This window comes from Streptomyces sp. NPDC008163 (assembly GCF_042956885.1).
Classification (GTDB): domain Bacteria; phylum Actinomycetota; class Actinomycetes; order Streptomycetales; family Streptomycetaceae; genus Streptomyces; species Streptomyces drozdowiczii_A.
Genome location: NZ_JBIBHG010000003.1, coordinates 145887 through 161098 on the forward strand (window position 1 = coordinate 145887; position 15212 = coordinate 161098).

General features: G+C 69.0%; 12 protein-coding genes and 1 pseudogene. 12 read left to right on the forward strand and 1 reads right to left on the reverse strand.

Going from position 1 to position 15212, the window contains the following annotated elements; genetic code table 11:
- Nucleotides 1-17: 17 nt before the first annotated feature.
- The 10 genes from ACFZAT_RS08680 (at nucleotide 18) to ACFZAT_RS08725 (ending at nucleotide 10508) form a co-directional block, all read left to right on the forward strand.
- The gene (locus ACFZAT_RS08680) at nucleotides 18-1805 is read left to right on the forward strand and encodes a TraM recognition domain-containing protein (RefSeq protein ID WP_391262116.1); all 1788 of its coding nucleotides are present in this window, start codon (nucleotides 18-20) and stop codon (nucleotides 1803-1805) included.
- A gap of 8 nt (nucleotides 1806-1813) precedes the next feature.
- On the forward strand, nucleotides 1814-2335 hold the full coding sequence (locus ACFZAT_RS08685; protein WP_391262749.1) for an XF1762 family protein: 522 nt from the start codon (nucleotides 1814-1816) through the stop codon (nucleotides 2333-2335).
- The gene (locus tag ACFZAT_RS08690) at nucleotides 2310-2780 is read left to right on the forward strand and encodes a hypothetical protein (RefSeq protein WP_391262118.1); all 471 of its coding nucleotides are present in this window, start codon (nucleotides 2310-2312) and stop codon (nucleotides 2778-2780) included. The genes ACFZAT_RS08685 and ACFZAT_RS08690 overlap by 26 nt, the downstream gene beginning before the upstream one ends.
- Nucleotides 2777-3532: a hypothetical protein gene (locus ACFZAT_RS08695; protein WP_391262120.1), complete on the forward strand. Its 756-nt coding sequence runs from the start codon at nucleotides 2777-2779 to the stop codon at nucleotides 3530-3532. The genes ACFZAT_RS08690 and ACFZAT_RS08695 overlap by 4 nt, the downstream gene beginning before the upstream one ends.
- A 189-nt stretch (nucleotides 3533-3721) precedes the next feature.
- On the forward strand, nucleotides 3722-4558 hold the full coding sequence (locus ACFZAT_RS08700) for a hypothetical protein (protein WP_391262122.1): 837 nt from the start codon (nucleotides 3722-3724) through the stop codon (nucleotides 4556-4558).
- Nucleotides 4559-4602: 44 nt separating this feature from the next.
- Nucleotides 4603-5190, forward strand: coding sequence for a hypothetical protein (locus ACFZAT_RS08705; protein WP_391262124.1), 588 nt, complete (start codon nucleotides 4603-4605; stop codon nucleotides 5188-5190).
- Nucleotides 5191-5206: 16 nt separating this feature from the next.
- Nucleotides 5207-6415, forward strand: a complete 1209-nt coding sequence (locus ACFZAT_RS08710) for a DNA cytosine methyltransferase (RefSeq protein WP_391262126.1) — start codon at nucleotides 5207-5209, stop codon at nucleotides 6413-6415.
- Nucleotides 6415-7527, forward strand: a complete 1113-nt coding sequence (locus ACFZAT_RS08715) for a DnaB-like helicase N-terminal domain-containing protein (RefSeq protein ID WP_391262128.1) — start codon at nucleotides 6415-6417, stop codon at nucleotides 7525-7527. Before ACFZAT_RS08710 ends, ACFZAT_RS08715 begins: the two co-directional genes overlap by 1 nt.
- Before the next feature lie 58 nt (nucleotides 7528-7585).
- Nucleotides 7586-8941, forward strand: a complete 1356-nt coding sequence (locus ACFZAT_RS08720; RefSeq protein WP_391262130.1) for a DUF317 domain-containing protein — start codon at nucleotides 7586-7588, stop codon at nucleotides 8939-8941.
- Nucleotides 8942-9146: 205 nt separating this feature from the next.
- Nucleotides 9147-10508: a DUF317 domain-containing protein gene (locus tag ACFZAT_RS08725; RefSeq protein WP_391262132.1), complete on the forward strand. Its 1362-nt coding sequence runs from the start codon at nucleotides 9147-9149 to the stop codon at nucleotides 10506-10508.
- A gap of 168 nt (nucleotides 10509-10676) precedes the next feature.
- On the opposite strand, the pseudogene ACFZAT_RS08730 reads toward ACFZAT_RS08725, so the two are convergent.
- Nucleotides 10677-11321 (reverse strand): annotated as a pseudogene (locus ACFZAT_RS08730) (DUF5655 domain-containing protein); the annotation flags it as partial.
- Between the two features lie 71 nt (nucleotides 11322-11392).
- Here ACFZAT_RS08730 and ACFZAT_RS08735 point away from each other — a divergent pair.
- Both ACFZAT_RS08735 and ACFZAT_RS08740 read left to right on the forward strand, forming a co-directional pair.
- Entirely contained in the window at nucleotides 11393-12604 is a 1212-nt protein-coding gene (locus ACFZAT_RS08735; protein ID WP_391262134.1) for a tyrosine-type recombinase/integrase, read from the forward strand.
- Complete coding sequence (locus tag ACFZAT_RS08740) at nucleotides 12601-15051, forward strand: tyrosine-type recombinase/integrase (protein ID WP_391262136.1); 2451 nt, start codon at nucleotides 12601-12603, stop codon at nucleotides 15049-15051. Before ACFZAT_RS08735 ends, ACFZAT_RS08740 begins: the two co-directional genes overlap by 4 nt.
- Nucleotides 15052-15212 lie beyond the last annotated feature (161 nt).

A 15212-nucleotide genomic window follows, 5' to 3' on the forward strand; every position in this document is an offset into this window, starting at 1 on the left:
CCGTACAGAAGCTGCCCTTGCCCCCTTCCTCCTCCACCAGCACCGACGGGTACGACCTCGTCCTGCGTCTGATGGCCGGCGCCCTCGCCGTCGTCGTTCCCCTCGCCAACCTGACCTGGCTGTCCGGCAACGCCACCGCCGCCCTCACCGGCACCCGCCCGGCCCCCTACCACCCGACCGACGCCCTGCTCCACCCCGAGCAGGTCTGGCCCGACGCAGGAGAAACGTCCCTGCTCATCGGCGCCCGCATCGTCCCCATCGCACTGCTCCTGGCCCTCGGAGCCGGCGCGGGCCTCCTGTGGGCGCGGCACAAGTCCCGCGCCGGCGGCCGGAAGAAGAACACCGACATGGCCAAGCCCCGGGACATCGAGCCCCTGCTGGCCAAGCAGATCGCTGACAAGGCGCGCGCCCTGCGCCCCAGCCTCAAGACCAGCAAGACCCTCGACGCGAAGGACACCGGTGTCCTTCTCGGCACCCTTCAGGGCACCCGCCACGAGGTACGGATGGGCTTCGAGGACGTCGCCGTGGCCATCATGGCGCCGCGCTCCGGGAAGACGACCAGTCTCGCCATCCCTTCGATTCTCTCCGCGCCCGGACCGGTCCTGCTGACGTCCAACAAGGCGGCAGGCGACGCTTACACCACCACGCAGGAGGCCCGCGCCGCCGTGGGGCGGGTGTGGACGATGGACCCGCAGCAGATCGCCCACGCCACCAGGACGATGTGGTGGAACCCGCTTTCGGGCGCCCGCACTTTGGAAGGGGCGAACCGGCTGGCCGGGCACTTCCTCGCCGCGTCGGTGGACGCCTCTCAGCAGGGCGACTTCTGGTCGAAGGCCGGCAGCAACATCCTCGGCCAGTTGCTCCTGGCCGCGGCGCTCGACGACCGGCCGATCACCGACATCATGCAGTGGCTCGCCTTCCCCGCCGACCGCACCCCGCTCGACATCCTGCGCGACCACGGCTTCACCGCCGTGGCCGCTCAGCTCAAGGGCACGGTGGAGGGGCCGCCGGAAACCCGCGACGGCATCTACGAAACCGCCAGACAGTATTCCTCCGCTCTGCTGAACGCGGAGATCGCCGCGTGGGTGACACCCCAGCAAGACGTCCGCGAGTTCAAGCCCGCCGACTTCGTCACCTCCACCGACACCCTGTTCCTGCTCAGCAAGGACGGCGGTGGCGGAGCAAGCGCCCTGATCGCCGCATGCGCGGACTCGGTGATGCGGGCCGCCACCACCCAGGCAGAACGGGCGGGAGGACGCCTCGATCCACCCATGCTCGCGATCCTCGACGAAGCCGCAAACGTGTGCAAGATCTCCGATCTCCCGGACCTGTACTCCCACTTGGGCAGCCGCGGGATCATCCCCATCACCATCCTCCAGTCGTACAGGCAGGGGCAGAAGGTATGGGGGGACGCGGGGATGGACGCCATGTGGTCGGCCTCAACCGTCAAGGTCATCGGCAGCGGTATCGACGACCCCGACTTCGCGGACAAGCTGAGCCGCCTCATCGGTGATCACGACGTGGCAACCACCTCCACCTCCCACTCCGAGTCCGGGAAGTCCACCTCCGTCAGCATGCGCCAGGAGCGCATCCTGCCCCCCGACGCCATCCGCGCACTGCCCAAGGGAACAGCCCTCCTGTTCGCGACCGGCCTGCGCGCCGCCATGCTCGACCTGCGGCCCTGGTACCAGGAGCCGCAAGCGGAAGAGCTCGCCGCGGCATCCGCCCGGGCATCGAAGGCAATCACCGCACGGGCCATCGCCAAGCACGCCCCGGTCCAGTCCGACTTCAAGAAGGCCGCATAGGCACCCGGCTGCATCTCGTACCGGTCCGCTCCCGTGACGCGAAGGACTTCGTCCGCGCCTGGCACCGGCACCATCCACCGCCTGCGGGCCAGGTCTTCGCCGTCGGCGCCGCCGACGAGGCCGGCATCCTGCACGCCGTGGCCATCGTCGGCCGGCCCGTTGCCCGCCACTACGACAACGGCGCCACCCTCGAAGTCACCCGCACCGCCACCGACGGCACCCGCAACGCGAACTCGCTGCTCCTCGGGGCCGCGTGGCGGGCGGCCAAGGCGCTCGGATACACGCGTCTGATCACCTTCACCCAGGCAGGCGAGAGCGGCGCGTCCCTGCGCGGCGCGGGCTGGCGCCTGATCGCCGAGCGCCCCGCCAGGGCCGGATGGCACACCCCCTCCCGCCCTCGCCCCGGTCACGGCACCGACCACACGGCCCGCTTCCTATGGGAAGCTCCTGAACCACACCACCGGAGAAGCCCTGAGCCCGCTCTACCCGCGCGACCTGCAGGACATGACCTCCCCCGGCGCCGCCCTTGACGCAGTGCTCGCCGACATCCGCCATCACCGCATCACCCCGGACCTCACCGGACTGCATCACGTCACGCGCCACATCGAGCTGCTGTGTCAGCTCGCCACGCGCACGGCCATCGATGTCGAATACCAGCTCGTCCCGAACATCGCCGACCCTCCGTCGGTCGAGAGCCTCGCCGTCAGCACCGCTCACCTCGGCAAGGCCATCGCCCACTACACCCGGAGCCTCGAACCGCTTCTGTATCTCCACACCGCGAGGCAGAAGATCCGGCGGAAGCACTGGCTCGCAACCGAGCACCGCGGCGCGCTGCGCGTCCACCTCAACGGTGCGCAAGAGGCCCTGGCCGACGCGCGCACCGCGCTGACGCCCCCGCCGCCGCCCACGTCGGCCACCCCGGCCGCGCCCACTCCGAAGCCGCCGCACGCCCCGGGGCCCAGGGGCCGGTCATGACGGCGCCGTCCGACGGTCTCCTCTTCGACGTGACCGCCTCCCCGACCCCGGTGGTCGACAGGCTGCTTCGGCTCGCCGACCAGTACGTGCAGCACAACGACGCGATGGACCGCTACCTGATACCCGGTAAGCACGCCGAGCCCGACGCCCACGCCGAATCCGCCCGCGCGCTGTCCGCCGCGGTGGGTGCCGCCCTCCATACGGTCCTCGCCGAGCGGCTCTACGAGGGCCCCGACCTGTCGCGCGCCCTGCTCCGCCTCCGCCATCTGGCCTTCCTGAGCAACGCCTCCGCCGAACAGAGCCCGCAGGAGGCGCGCAGGTTGACCGCGCTCGCCCCGGCGGACGCCGTGGACATCGCCGAGACCGTGGCCCGTGACATCCGCCGACGGTCCAGGGGCATCCCGCTCGCCCCGGTCTCGGAACTGGCCTCCACCCATCGCAGCGCCCTGCGGGAAATCGCCTGCGGACACATCGCGGTCAGCACTGCCCTGGGCCGGCAGTACGTCCACTGCCACACCACGCCCGTGCGGATCAGCGCCCTGCGGAAGCTGGAGAGCAACGGCTTGGTCGAACGGGCCGCGAGCGCGACACCCTCCGCGTACGCGCCAGGGGGGCTGGAAGACCGGATGCGTCTCACCGCGGCCGGCATCACCGCCCTGGCCTCCGCCCTCGGCAGGTCGCCGGCCACCCGCCCGGACGTGGCCGCTGCGCCCGCCCCGGCCGCTGCGCCCGCCCCCACCCGGACACGCTGACCCATCCGTCTAGAGCCCCGCAGACGGGCGAACCGGTCCCAGCCCCCTTGCCGGGCACCGGCCCCGCCCCAACGACCACCCCTTTTTCCCCAAGGACAGAAGATTTCCGATCAGCCCCAGTTCCGCGCGCTTTCCCTCGGCGCCGGCGTCCAGTCCAGCACTCTCCTCGCCCTGTCAGCCGACGGCATTTTGCCGAAGGTCGACTACGCCATTTTCGCCGACACCGGGTGGGAGCCCCAGGCAGTTTACGCACACCTGGACCGTCTGGAACGACAGATAGCCGAGCCCGCCGGAATTCCCGTGCTCCGCGTTTCCGCCGGGAACATACGTGAAGATGCACTGAATCCGCATCACCGATTCGCCTCGATGCCTCTCCATATCCTGAACCAGGATGGGCGTCCGGGAATGACGCGAAGGCAGTGCACCGGCGAATATAAGATAAAGCCGATTAAGCAGAAGGTTCGCGAACTGCTCGGCTACCCCTATCCCGCACGCATACCCAAGGGAATCCACGTCGAGCAGTGGGTAGGAATTTCCACTGATGAATTCCATCGCGCCAAGGACGCCGACGTCAAGTACATGCGCAACCGGCATCCGCTTCTGGACCTTGGCTGGAGCAGGAACGACTGCATCCGGTACCTGACGTCACTCGGCCTGGCCGATACCCCGAAATCCAGCTGCCTCGGCTGCCCCTTCCACGGAAACTCCCAATGGCGCCACATCCGTGACACCTCTCCCACGGAATGGGAGGACGTCGTGGAATTCGACGCCGCTATCCGGAAGGGCAATGCACGCGCCACCGAGGCGGGCAACCGGCTGATGGGCCAGGCGTTCCTGCACCGCTCGCGCGTGCCGCTCGACCAGGCCCCGATCGACCACGTCACCGCCGCTGAGCGGGCCGCCCTGCCGCCACAGCTCACCGACGAGGAGGACCTGCTGGAGCACGGCGTTGTAGACGGCTGCTCGCCCTGGGCCTGCCGCGGCGACGCCGACCCGTCACAGGACGGGTTCGACCTCACCGCATAACCGCAGATCACGACAGAAGACACCTTGGAGCACTCCTGACCGATATGAGCGAGGCCCTTGACCTCCACGACATGGCCAGCAAGATCGCACGCGCCCGCTTCCGCCTGCGCGCCCTGCACCCCCCGTCGATTCCCAGCGTGAACACTGTCTGCGAACTGCTCGACGACCTCTTCGATATCACTGCTGCAGCCAACCGGAAGCTGAAGAATTACCCCGACTGCACATCCCGTGGCGAGAAAATTGCACTCTCTGCCTACTGCCATGCGTCTGATCCACTGGGCGAGTGCATATCCGAGCTCGCCAAAGTGAACGCAACAATCCTGGACTACCACTTCCGGGCGGGGAACATCAGGATGAAGCATGCGCTGATCAGAGGGGGCAGCGACGGTAGGGACGATCTTGAGGCGGCATGGGAGGAAGCAAGTGAATACGTACTCTCCGGGTGCGAGGTAGTGGACGTCTTTCTGAAAACACTGGAAGGCGACCTCCAGCGCACGGCGACGAGTTTGGCTCCCTCTGCCAACGACCCCGCACTCAGAGCATCCAATTCCCGCCAGGACCGCCCAGGTCTCACCTCCGCTGTTCCCCCGGCACCCTCCGTGGCTGTTTCCCGAGCGACGAAGGGGCGGTGACCAGCTGGCCGGCACCTTGATAATTGATCTATTTGCCGGCGCCGGCGGCTGGAGTCATGCACTGGCGGCCCTGGGCGCAAGCGATATCGGTCTTGAGTGGGACCAATGGGCGTGTAAAACAAGGTCGTTGGCTGGCCAGGTGACGATCCGGACCGACGTGGCCATGTATCCGACGCGCCCCTTCGTCGGCCGTACACGCGGGTTGATAGCGTCCCCGCCGTGCCAGGCGTGGAGCCGGGCCGGCAAGCGCCTCGGCCTGGTGGACCAGCGACTCGTCCACCAGGCGGTCACCGACCTCGCCGCCGGTAGGGACACCCGCGAACGCCTCCTCACGGACTGCCGCGACCCGCGCTCCCTGCTCGCCGCCGAACCCATGCGCTACCTGCACGCCCTCAACACCGTCGGGGACCCGGAGTGGGTGGTCATGGAGGAAGTGCCGGACGTCCTGCCGTTGTGGAGGCAGTACACGAGCATCCTGCGCCGGTGGGGTTTCTCCGCCTGGTGCGGAATCCTCAACGCGGCCGACTTCGGCGTGCCGCAGACCCGGCGGCGCGCGATCCTCCTCGCCTCCCGAACCCGTTCCGCGCAGCCGCCCTCGCCCACGCACGCCCAACACGAAGAATCAGAGAGCCTGTTCGGGCCTGGCCGTGCCCGTTGGGTCAGCATGGCCGAGGCCCTCGGCTGGGGAGCCACGGCCCGGCCCGTCCCCACCGTGTGTGCCGGTGGCGGGAGCGGAGGCGGCCCGGAGCCCTTCCCGTCCGGCTCCCGCAAGGCTCTGTCCACCGCCCGGGACCACGGCGCCTGGCTCCCGCAGCCCGACACTGCCCCCCGGCCGCACCCAGATGGGGGTCGGCTCGCCGACGGGACCGGCCGCTGGGACTGGTCGCTGCGCAGCAACAACCAGGTGCACGGCACCGTCCGCTCGCTGTCCGAGCCGGCGGGCACGCTGTTCTTCGGGCACCGGAGCAACGAGTGCACCTGGGTCGCGCAGCCTGCTCCGACACTCGACGAGTCGGACACGCGGGCGGCGCCGGAGCCGATCCGGATCACCGCCCAGGAGGCCGGCGTCCTGCAGACGTTCCCCGCGAACTATCCCTGGTCCGGGAACCAGAGCGCGCGGTTCTCCCAGATCGGCAACGCCGTGCCCCCGTTGCTCGCGGGCCACCTCCTAGCACCGCACCTCGGCGTCCCGCTCAACCCCCACGACTTCACCCTCGCAGCCTGATGACCCATACCCCAGAACCCCATCACCCCGGCGACGACGAACTCGCCCCCGTCGTACAACCGCCCCCGGTGTTCCACGCCGAGCAAGCCCTCCTCGGAGCCCTCCTGCGCGACCCGCACCGACTCGGCGACGTGACCGGCATCGCCCCCGACTCCTTCTCCACCGCCGCTCACGCCGCCGTGTGGGCCGCGATCACCACCCTGCCGGCACCCGACCCCGCGACCCACGCGAAGGACACCACCTGGCACACCGCGGTCCTCGCCGCCACGCGCGAACACGCACGAGGGCTCACACCCACCTACCTCCACACCCTGATCCAGCACTGCTCCTGGCCCAGCCACGCATCGGCCTACGCCCGCATGGTCGAAGCCGACCACTCCCGTCGCCGCCTGAAGTCGGCTGCCGAGCACCTCCTTCACACCGCCAGCGACACCGCTCTCCCGCATCCCGTGCAGACCGTGCTCGCCGAGACCGACGCCGTTTTCGCGGTCGTGGATGACATCGCGATCCGCTTCCCCCCACGCGCAGGCGTGCGGCCTCCACCGGCGGCGGTGCCGTATCCCCTCACCCTTGACGGCGAGGCGGTCGAGGAGGAGCGGCTGCTGCTCGCGACCGCCACTGCCCGCCCCGACACGATCGCCACCCTTCGGTGGCTGCTACCCGCTGACTTCACCGAGCCGCTGCATGCCGGCCTCTGGCAGACGCTGACCGCCCTCGGGCGCCAGCAGGAGCCCGTGGATCCCGTCACTGTTCTCTGGGCTGCCCAGCAGCACGGTGTGCTGGACGACGGAACGCCTCCCCACGACGTGCTGGCGTTGCTCACCGAAACGTCTGGGGCCGCGGACTACTGGGCCGAACGTGTTCTGCAGCGCTCCCTGCTGACCACCGCCGCCCTCAGCGCCCAGCGCATCGCGGCGTCCGCCGCTGTTCCGTCCACCACTCCCTTCCAGCTCGTTATCGGCGCCCGCCGAGCGCTGTCCGACCTCGCCGCCGTACGTACTCGCTGGCAGCACGCCACCAGCCCCACCCCTCCGCCACGACCGCGCCCGGCAACCGCCGCGCGTGCCGGCCCGCCGACCACGGCCGTGCGCCCCGCCCACTTCACCCGATAACAACCCCGCCCCGCCGACCGTGCCGGTCGCCCAGCGGGAGAAGAGAGGCCGCCCTCTCGTGCCTGACTCCATCGACGCCTTCGTCATCTTCGCCACCCATCCCACACGCCCCCACTTCGTGACCGCCAAACTGCACGGCTCCGAGGCGCACATCGCGCTCGCCTCCCTACAGAGCGCCGGCTGGACCCCCCTCACCGAGACCCGCCTCGTCCTGGCCCGAATCGACCGCGAAGAGCCGTACTGGGCCAAGATCGCGGCCACACGTCTTACCGCCGAAGGGGCCACCGTCGAGATCGCCCCACGTCTCAGCAGAGCCATGAACCGGGAAAAGACATGGGGCCACTACCCCGAGCCCGGCCTCGACCCCGACGAGATCCGCGTCGTCTCCGACCGGGCGCAGAGGATCCACGACGACATCTTTGACGGGCGGCTCGTCATCCACGCCCACGCCCACGACGGCCACGCCATGGCAGCTGTCGGCACGTACCGCAACGGCAGTTCCGTCCACCTCCGAGGAGCGGACCATCTCCGCAAGATAGCCGCCGTCTTCGACTCCCCGGCCCAGGCCATGCACGCCTTCGAGGAGGCCCACGCCCACCGGATGTCCCCCGGTGCCGCGCCGCCGACGTACATCGAACGGGAGGTGGCCGCGGCCCGCAGCATCCGGATCACCCCCGAACCGGCCACAACGACAACGACACCGCCGAAGGCAGAGACCGTCCCCGTCCACCTGGCCGATCCCGGCGACCACAACGCTCTGCTCGACGAGTTCCTCGATACGCACGACACGTGGCACAAATGGCGGAGCCGTGACGAGAGCACCTACGCGGTACACGAGAACCAGGTGCTGCGCATCGAACTCATCCACGAGCCGCTGCCAGGCCAGAACTCGTGGACCGTGGCGGGGTACGAGACACCCGTCTCCGACCGCCTGTGGCACCTGGCCTTCCCCGACACCGTGCCCGAGCCCGTGGTCCGAACGCTCCTCGACAGCATCGCTGACGGTACCCAGGACCTCGCGCTCGGCAGCCCACTCAACGCGGAATCCGTCGCAAAGGCCATGGCACCCCTCACGCAGGCGGGGTGGGAGGCCACCATCGACGGCCGCAGCATCCGCTGGGCCAGCCCCCACGGTGGCGTCCAGTTCGACACCTTCGCCGCGCAGAACCCCCACCTCAACCCCACTTGGTTCATCTGGGCAGGGCCCAGCCCCCAGCAGGCCACCTGGCTCGTAAACGCCTCGGCATACACCCCCGCCCCGGTCCTCGCGGACCTCGTCGAGTGCCTCACCCCGGAAACCGAGCACCAGGACGAGACTCCAGCAACTACCCATCACAGATCATCAATGCGGGCGAATGTCACGCTCCCGACCGTTCCCTCCGCGGCTGAGCTGCGGCCCCGCCGTACAACCTGACCGCTCCGCCGAAGGTGGCGAGCACGCAGCCACTGCGTGACGCTGCGCACCTGCCCGACGGCACACGCGCAGCCGTCCGCGCTTCGCGGAACCTGCGCGTCGGACGGCGGCCCGACGCTTCCACGCGCGCAACCCGGCGGCTCCTCAACGGCGCTGCTGGCCGGACCCGACCGTCCGGCCACCGACGGAAGAGACCAGACCCCACATGACGTCACCCATCGACGCGCACGTCCGCTTCGATACTCACCCCACCCACCCGACCGCCGTGGCGGCCGTACTGACCGGCACGCAAGCCCATATCGCCCTCACAGCTCTGGAAGCCGCCGACTGGAGTGTCGCCGCCACCAACATCTTGGTCCTGGCCCGCGTCGACCACGAGGAGCCCTACTGGGCCAACGAGGCCGCCAACCACCTGCTGGCCGAGGGCATCACCGTGGAAATCACCCCACGGCTCCAGGAAGCCATCGACGAGGAATGGACCTGGGCGAGCTACCCCATGCCGTGGTGCAGTCGCAGCGAAGTTCGTGAGGTCTCCAACCAGGCGCAGAAGATCCACGACGACATCCGCCACGGCCACCTGCTCATCCACGCCCACGCCCGCGACGCCCACACCACCGTCGCGGTCGGCACCTACCTCCACCGTCGCGGCAAGTCCGTCTATCTGCACGGTGAGGACCACCTCCGTCAGGTCGCGGACACCTTCGACTCATCGGCAGAGGCACTGACGGCCTTCGAAAAGGCCCACGCATCAACCATGCGCCCCGGCCCGGCGCCCCTGACGGACACCGAGCGCGCCGCCGCGGAAGCACGCTCCCTCTTCGACGGCACCACGACCGGAACCGAACCTTCCCGCCCCTCGTTGGAGACCGTCCCCGTCTACCTAGCCGATCCCGGCGACCACGAGGCGCTCCTCAGCTCCTTCCTCGACTCGAACCCCGAGTTCGAGAAGCGGCGAACCTGGTCGGACGAGGCGGCGTACGCCATCCATGAATCCCAGACGCTGCGCATCGAACACATCCACAACATGGATGTCCGCGAGATCGCATGGACCATGGCCGCCTACGAGACCCCCGTGTCCGACCGCATGTGGCACCTGACCGCGACCGGTTCCACCCCCGCGCCCGTACTGCAGGAACTGCTGAACTACCTCGCCGACGGCGGCGGCTGGGACATCGCAGTCGGAGCCCCCGTGGACGAGAAGATGATCAAGAAGGCCACGCAGCCGCTCTCCGACGCCGACTGGAAGCACACCGTAGACGGGGTCCGGGTGCGCTGGACGTCGCCCGCCGGGGACGCGGGCGTCCTCTTCGACGCTTTCCACGCCCAACAGCGGAGCCAGACCATGGCCACCTGGACCATCTGGGCCGGCTCGAACCTGGACCGGCCCACCTGGGCCGTCACCGCTTCCCCGCACGCACCGAGTTCTCTCCTGGCCGATCTGTTCAAGACCCTTGCCCACGAAACCGGACTCCGCCGCCCCAGGGCTCCCGGCACCGGGCACCGGACGAGCCCCGCTTCTTCGTACCCAGCGGTCACGGTCAACGCCGCCGTCAGCCGTACACGCTGATCATCGGCAGATAAGAGCGGGGCAACATAGCGCGGGCTCGCCGTTTAACCAAACCGGCGAACCCGCGCATCATTGATAGTCCACCGCCACGCCCTGCCCGTGCGTCGAAGGGACCTGCCCACGACTCCAGACACGACTGCCCCCAGGTTGGCGTGCAGCGGCAGCCGTTCACGACGCCGCGTAGCTCGCCCGGAACAGACCCTGCGCCCGCTCCACGTCCTTCGGCGTACGGAGCTGGACCTCCAGGTCGCCCGTCCCGTGGTGACCGAGACCGGACACGTCCCGGGTGAAGTCCGGAACGAGGTCGACGTCCTTCGGGTCGATCTTCAGGTAGAGCAGCAGCTTGGTCCGCTGCGGGGGGCACAGGCAGGCGAAGTTCCGCAGCCGCCGGTACGCCCGGTACTGCTTGCGCTCCACCCGGTTCACGCCGTCCCCGAGCCCGAGCAGGGCCTCGTCGACCGCGGCGGCCAACTCCACCATCGCGGCGCCCTGGACGCCCGCCGTCGCCAGGGCAGCAGACCGACGTCGCGCCCGGCGTGACACCTGCATGCCGCCGCTGACAGAGGCCACGGTCTCAAGGCCGAGCAGGTCGCTGCCGAAGAACCGGTAGCGGACCAGGTCGATCGAGCGCCGGTGCTCACGCACGGCGTGCACGTCGTACCGCGTGAAGTCACCAGCGAGACAGATGAGGCGTGGACCGCTCCACCGCACTTGGGACACGGCCGTCACCCCGAGCCGGTCGCGGACCAGGTACTCGAACTCGGCTCGGTGATCCATCAGCCAGGCCAAGTAGAACAGGCCCTGGTTGATGACCTGTTGACTGAACTACTGGCGGAGTTTCCGCAGGTCAGTGACCTCACGGTGGGGGCGTCGTTGAGTCGGCCATGGAGGCATCGAGAGATCTGGCAGCCCTGTCCGTCCCACTGATCGGTGAGCTGGTGGCCATGGACGATCCGTGGGATCCCTACCGGCTCATCGACCCAGCCGGACAACCGATCGGGGGAGCTGGCGCCTTCCTGCGGGATCTGCAGGGAGCCGGTCGTTCAGCGGCGACGGCCCGTTCCTACGGGATGGATCTGCTGCGCTGGTTCCGCTTCTTGTGGGCTGTCGAGGTGCCATGGGATCGGGCAAGTCGGCTCGAGGCGAGGGACTTCTCCCGCTGGCTTCAGGTCGCCGGCCAGCCGAGGCGTCCGCACTGGCGGCGCCCGAGTGAGGCTGGACGGTGGGCCGCGGGCGGGACGCCGTACGCGCCATCGGTACGAGCGCACAGCGAGACGGTGCTGCGGAGCTTCTACGACTTCCACCGCGACATCGGCACCGGACCGCTCCTCAACCCATTCCCGCTGGACCGATCACGTCGAGGCCAGCGGGCGTACGCCCATCGCAACCCGATGGAACCGCCCTGCAACGAACGCACCGGGCTCTACCGGCCAAGAGTGCCCAAACGGGTGCCCCGCAGCGTCCCGGACGAGGAGTTCAACGAGATTTTCGCCCGGCTCCCGTCGCACCGGGACCGGGCCTTGGTCGCCTTCTACATCTCCACCGGCGCCCGCGCCAGTGAACTGCTCAGCACATGGCAAGCTGGCGTCGATCCAGGGCGCCAGCTGATCTCGGTGGTCCGCAAGGGCACCCGGGAAGTTCAGGAACTCCCTGCCTCAACCGACGCGTTCGTCTGGCTGCGGCTCTACCAGGTGGAGATGGACGATGCGATCCCACGTGGGCGGCGCCTGCCGCTCTGGTGGACCCTGCGCTCGCCGTCGAGACCGTTGACCTACCACGCGGTTCACCGCATGTTCGAGCGGGCCAACATCAAGGCCGGGACCTCTGCGACGCTGCACGCGCTGCGGCACACCGCCGCCTACCGCATGGCCGATGATTCCAGCCTGCCCCTCACCGATGTTCAATTCGTCCTCGGTCACGCCCAGTTGAACACGACACAGCTTTACCTCACGCCCCGCAAGGAGGTGGTGATCCGGCGGCTGCTGGCCCACCATGCCGACCAGACGCGGCAGGCAGCCGCCCGCATCGCGCCCCCTCCCGCAGCCGGCTACCGGCCGGAGAGTCTCGATGTGCTGTTCGGGGCCGGTGCTCGGTGACCACCACCGTGTCGGCACGCACGGACCGCGCACCGGCCCCCGGAGTTTCACCTGGGCGCACTCGCGCACTGGCCGCCCAGCAGCGCTTCCCCGCCCGGACCGTTCCTGCCAGCTGGCCGGGCACTGAGCGCTCGCGCGCCGAGGCGGCCCGATTGCTGTCCCGTCCGCCCTACACACTGAAGAACGCCGGCAGCGAACTGCACCACAAGCACGGCATCGTCATAGTGCTGGACTGGCTGGAAGACCAGCCCGGACAGACCTGGCAGGAACGGTGGCAGACCAGCGGCATCGAGCAGGCCGGCGCCGCCTGGCGGCTGGTGATCAAGCAGTGGCTGCACGAGCGCGGCCTGAAGGCAGACTGGCGCATGCCTGTGGTGGGCCGGGCCCTGACTACGGTGATCAGCGCTGAGCTGCTGCGGCCCTCGGTGGACTGGCTGGCCGCCGGAGCCAGCCGCCAAGGGGTGCTGGTCCGCTCCATGGCACACAGCCGAGACCCAGACGGATTTGAGCGCCTGCGAAAGCTCGGCGCTCAAGCCCAGGGCGTGCGGCCAGGCGCCGTCAGCACGACGCTCTGCCGCAGCGCCCTCATCCTCGCGGCGAAGGGCGGCACGCTGGCCGACATCACGGTCGGCGACGTCCTGGAACTCCTCGAGACCCAAGCCGTAGTGCTCAAGCGGGCAATGGCGGGGACCGAGGTGTTCTACCGCCTGCTGCACCAGCTCGGAGCCCTCGGAGAGGACGCCCCGCAGAATCTGCGCGAGGTCCGCAACCAAGGACAGCGGACCCCGGAGGAGCTGATCGACCGCTACGGACTGACCTGCCGTCCGATCCGTGACCTGCTGGTGGACTATCTACGGGAACGCCAGCCCGCACTGGACTACAACAGCCTGAGGTCCCTCTCCTACCACCTCGGCAAGTGTTTCTGGCAGGACATCGAGCACCACCATCCCGACGCAGACAGCCTCCGCCTCGCCCCGGACGTCATCGGCCAGTGGAAGCAAAGGATTCGCACGAAGGACAAGATCGTCACCGGTCCTGAGGGTCGGCGCATGAGCGCAAAGGTCGAGAGGCTCAACCACCGTGACACGCTCACCCAAGTGCGGGCCTTCTACCTCGATATCGCCCAGTGGGCACTGGAGGATCTCGGTCGCTGGGGCCCCTGGGTGGCACCGAGCCCGGTGAGGGCTGACGAGGTGGAACACCGCAAAGTGCAACGACGACGCAAGGCGCGGATGGACGCCCGCACCCGGGAGCGCCTGCCCGTGCTGCCGATTCTTGTCCGCTCGGTTGACCAGCGTCGCAGGGATGCCGCTGCGGTACTGGAAGCCGCCCGGCACACCAACCCTGGCGAGGCGTTCATCGTTGCCGGTCAGCAACTCGTGCGCGCGGTGGTTCCCCATGGAACGGCCGGCCGGATCGGGGCCGAGGACCCACAGACCGGCAAACGCCGCGATCTGGGGCTTGAGGACGAGCGGGCCTTCTGGACCTGGGCCGCGGTCGAGGTCCTGCGGGCCACCGGTATCCGCATCGAGGAACTACTCGAACTCAGCCACCACAGCCTGGTCCAGTACCGCCTGCCCACCACCGGAGAACTCGTCCCCCTCCTGCAGATCGTCCCGTCCAAGACGGATACCGAGCGCCTGCTTCTGGTCAGCCCCGAGCTCGCCGACGTCCTGAGCGCGATCATCTGCCGAGCCCGGGACAGCACCGGCGCGGTTCCCCTGGTCCGTTCCTGGGACCGCCGCGAGTGTGCGTGGCAGGCGCCGGCCCCGTTGCTGTTCCAACGACGCATCTCCGGCGAGGACCGCGCGTTCACCGACGAGACCGTTCGCACGATGCTGGACCAGGCCCTCATCGCCACGGGCCTGACCGACACCACCGGCGCCCCACTGCGCTACACACCGCACGACTTCCGCCGGCTCTTCGTTACCGACGCCATCATGAACGGCCTGCCCCCGCACATTGCCCAGGTGATCTGCGGGCACAAGAGCATCGACACCACAATCGGATATATGGCGGTTTATCCCGTTGAAACGATCGAGGCCCACCGGGCGTTCATCGCCCGCCGTCGGGCCTCCCGCCCCAGCGAGGAGTACCGGACCCCTACCGAAGAGGAGTGGGATGCCTTCCTCGCGCACTTCGAAAAGCGGAAGGTGTCCATCGGCACCTGCGCACGCGCCTTCGGGACGCCCTGCATTCATGAGCACGCTTGTGTCAGATGCTCGCTCCTGCGACCTGCCCCGTCCCAACGGGCACGGCTTGCCGAGATCCGCGACAACTTGATCGCCCGAATCGCCGAAGCCGAGACGGAAGGCTGGCTCGGCGAGGTCGAAGGTCTCCAGGTCAGCCTGGCTGGTACCGAGGAGAAGCTCCGCCAGCTCGATCGAGGCCACGGGCAGCATGCGGCCGTGGACCTTGGCATCCCCACCACGCGTGGTGATCGATGAACCCACGAAGGTGGACTGGCGCGTGGAGCGCGCATCAAACACCCTTCAGACACGATCAAGTGCCGCCCGTCCTACAGGTCCCCAGTTCAGCTTGCCGCCGGGAAGGCCCCGATCTCCGTTGTGGCTCGCTTGACGGCCCTCACCGTAGGATTTGCCTGGAT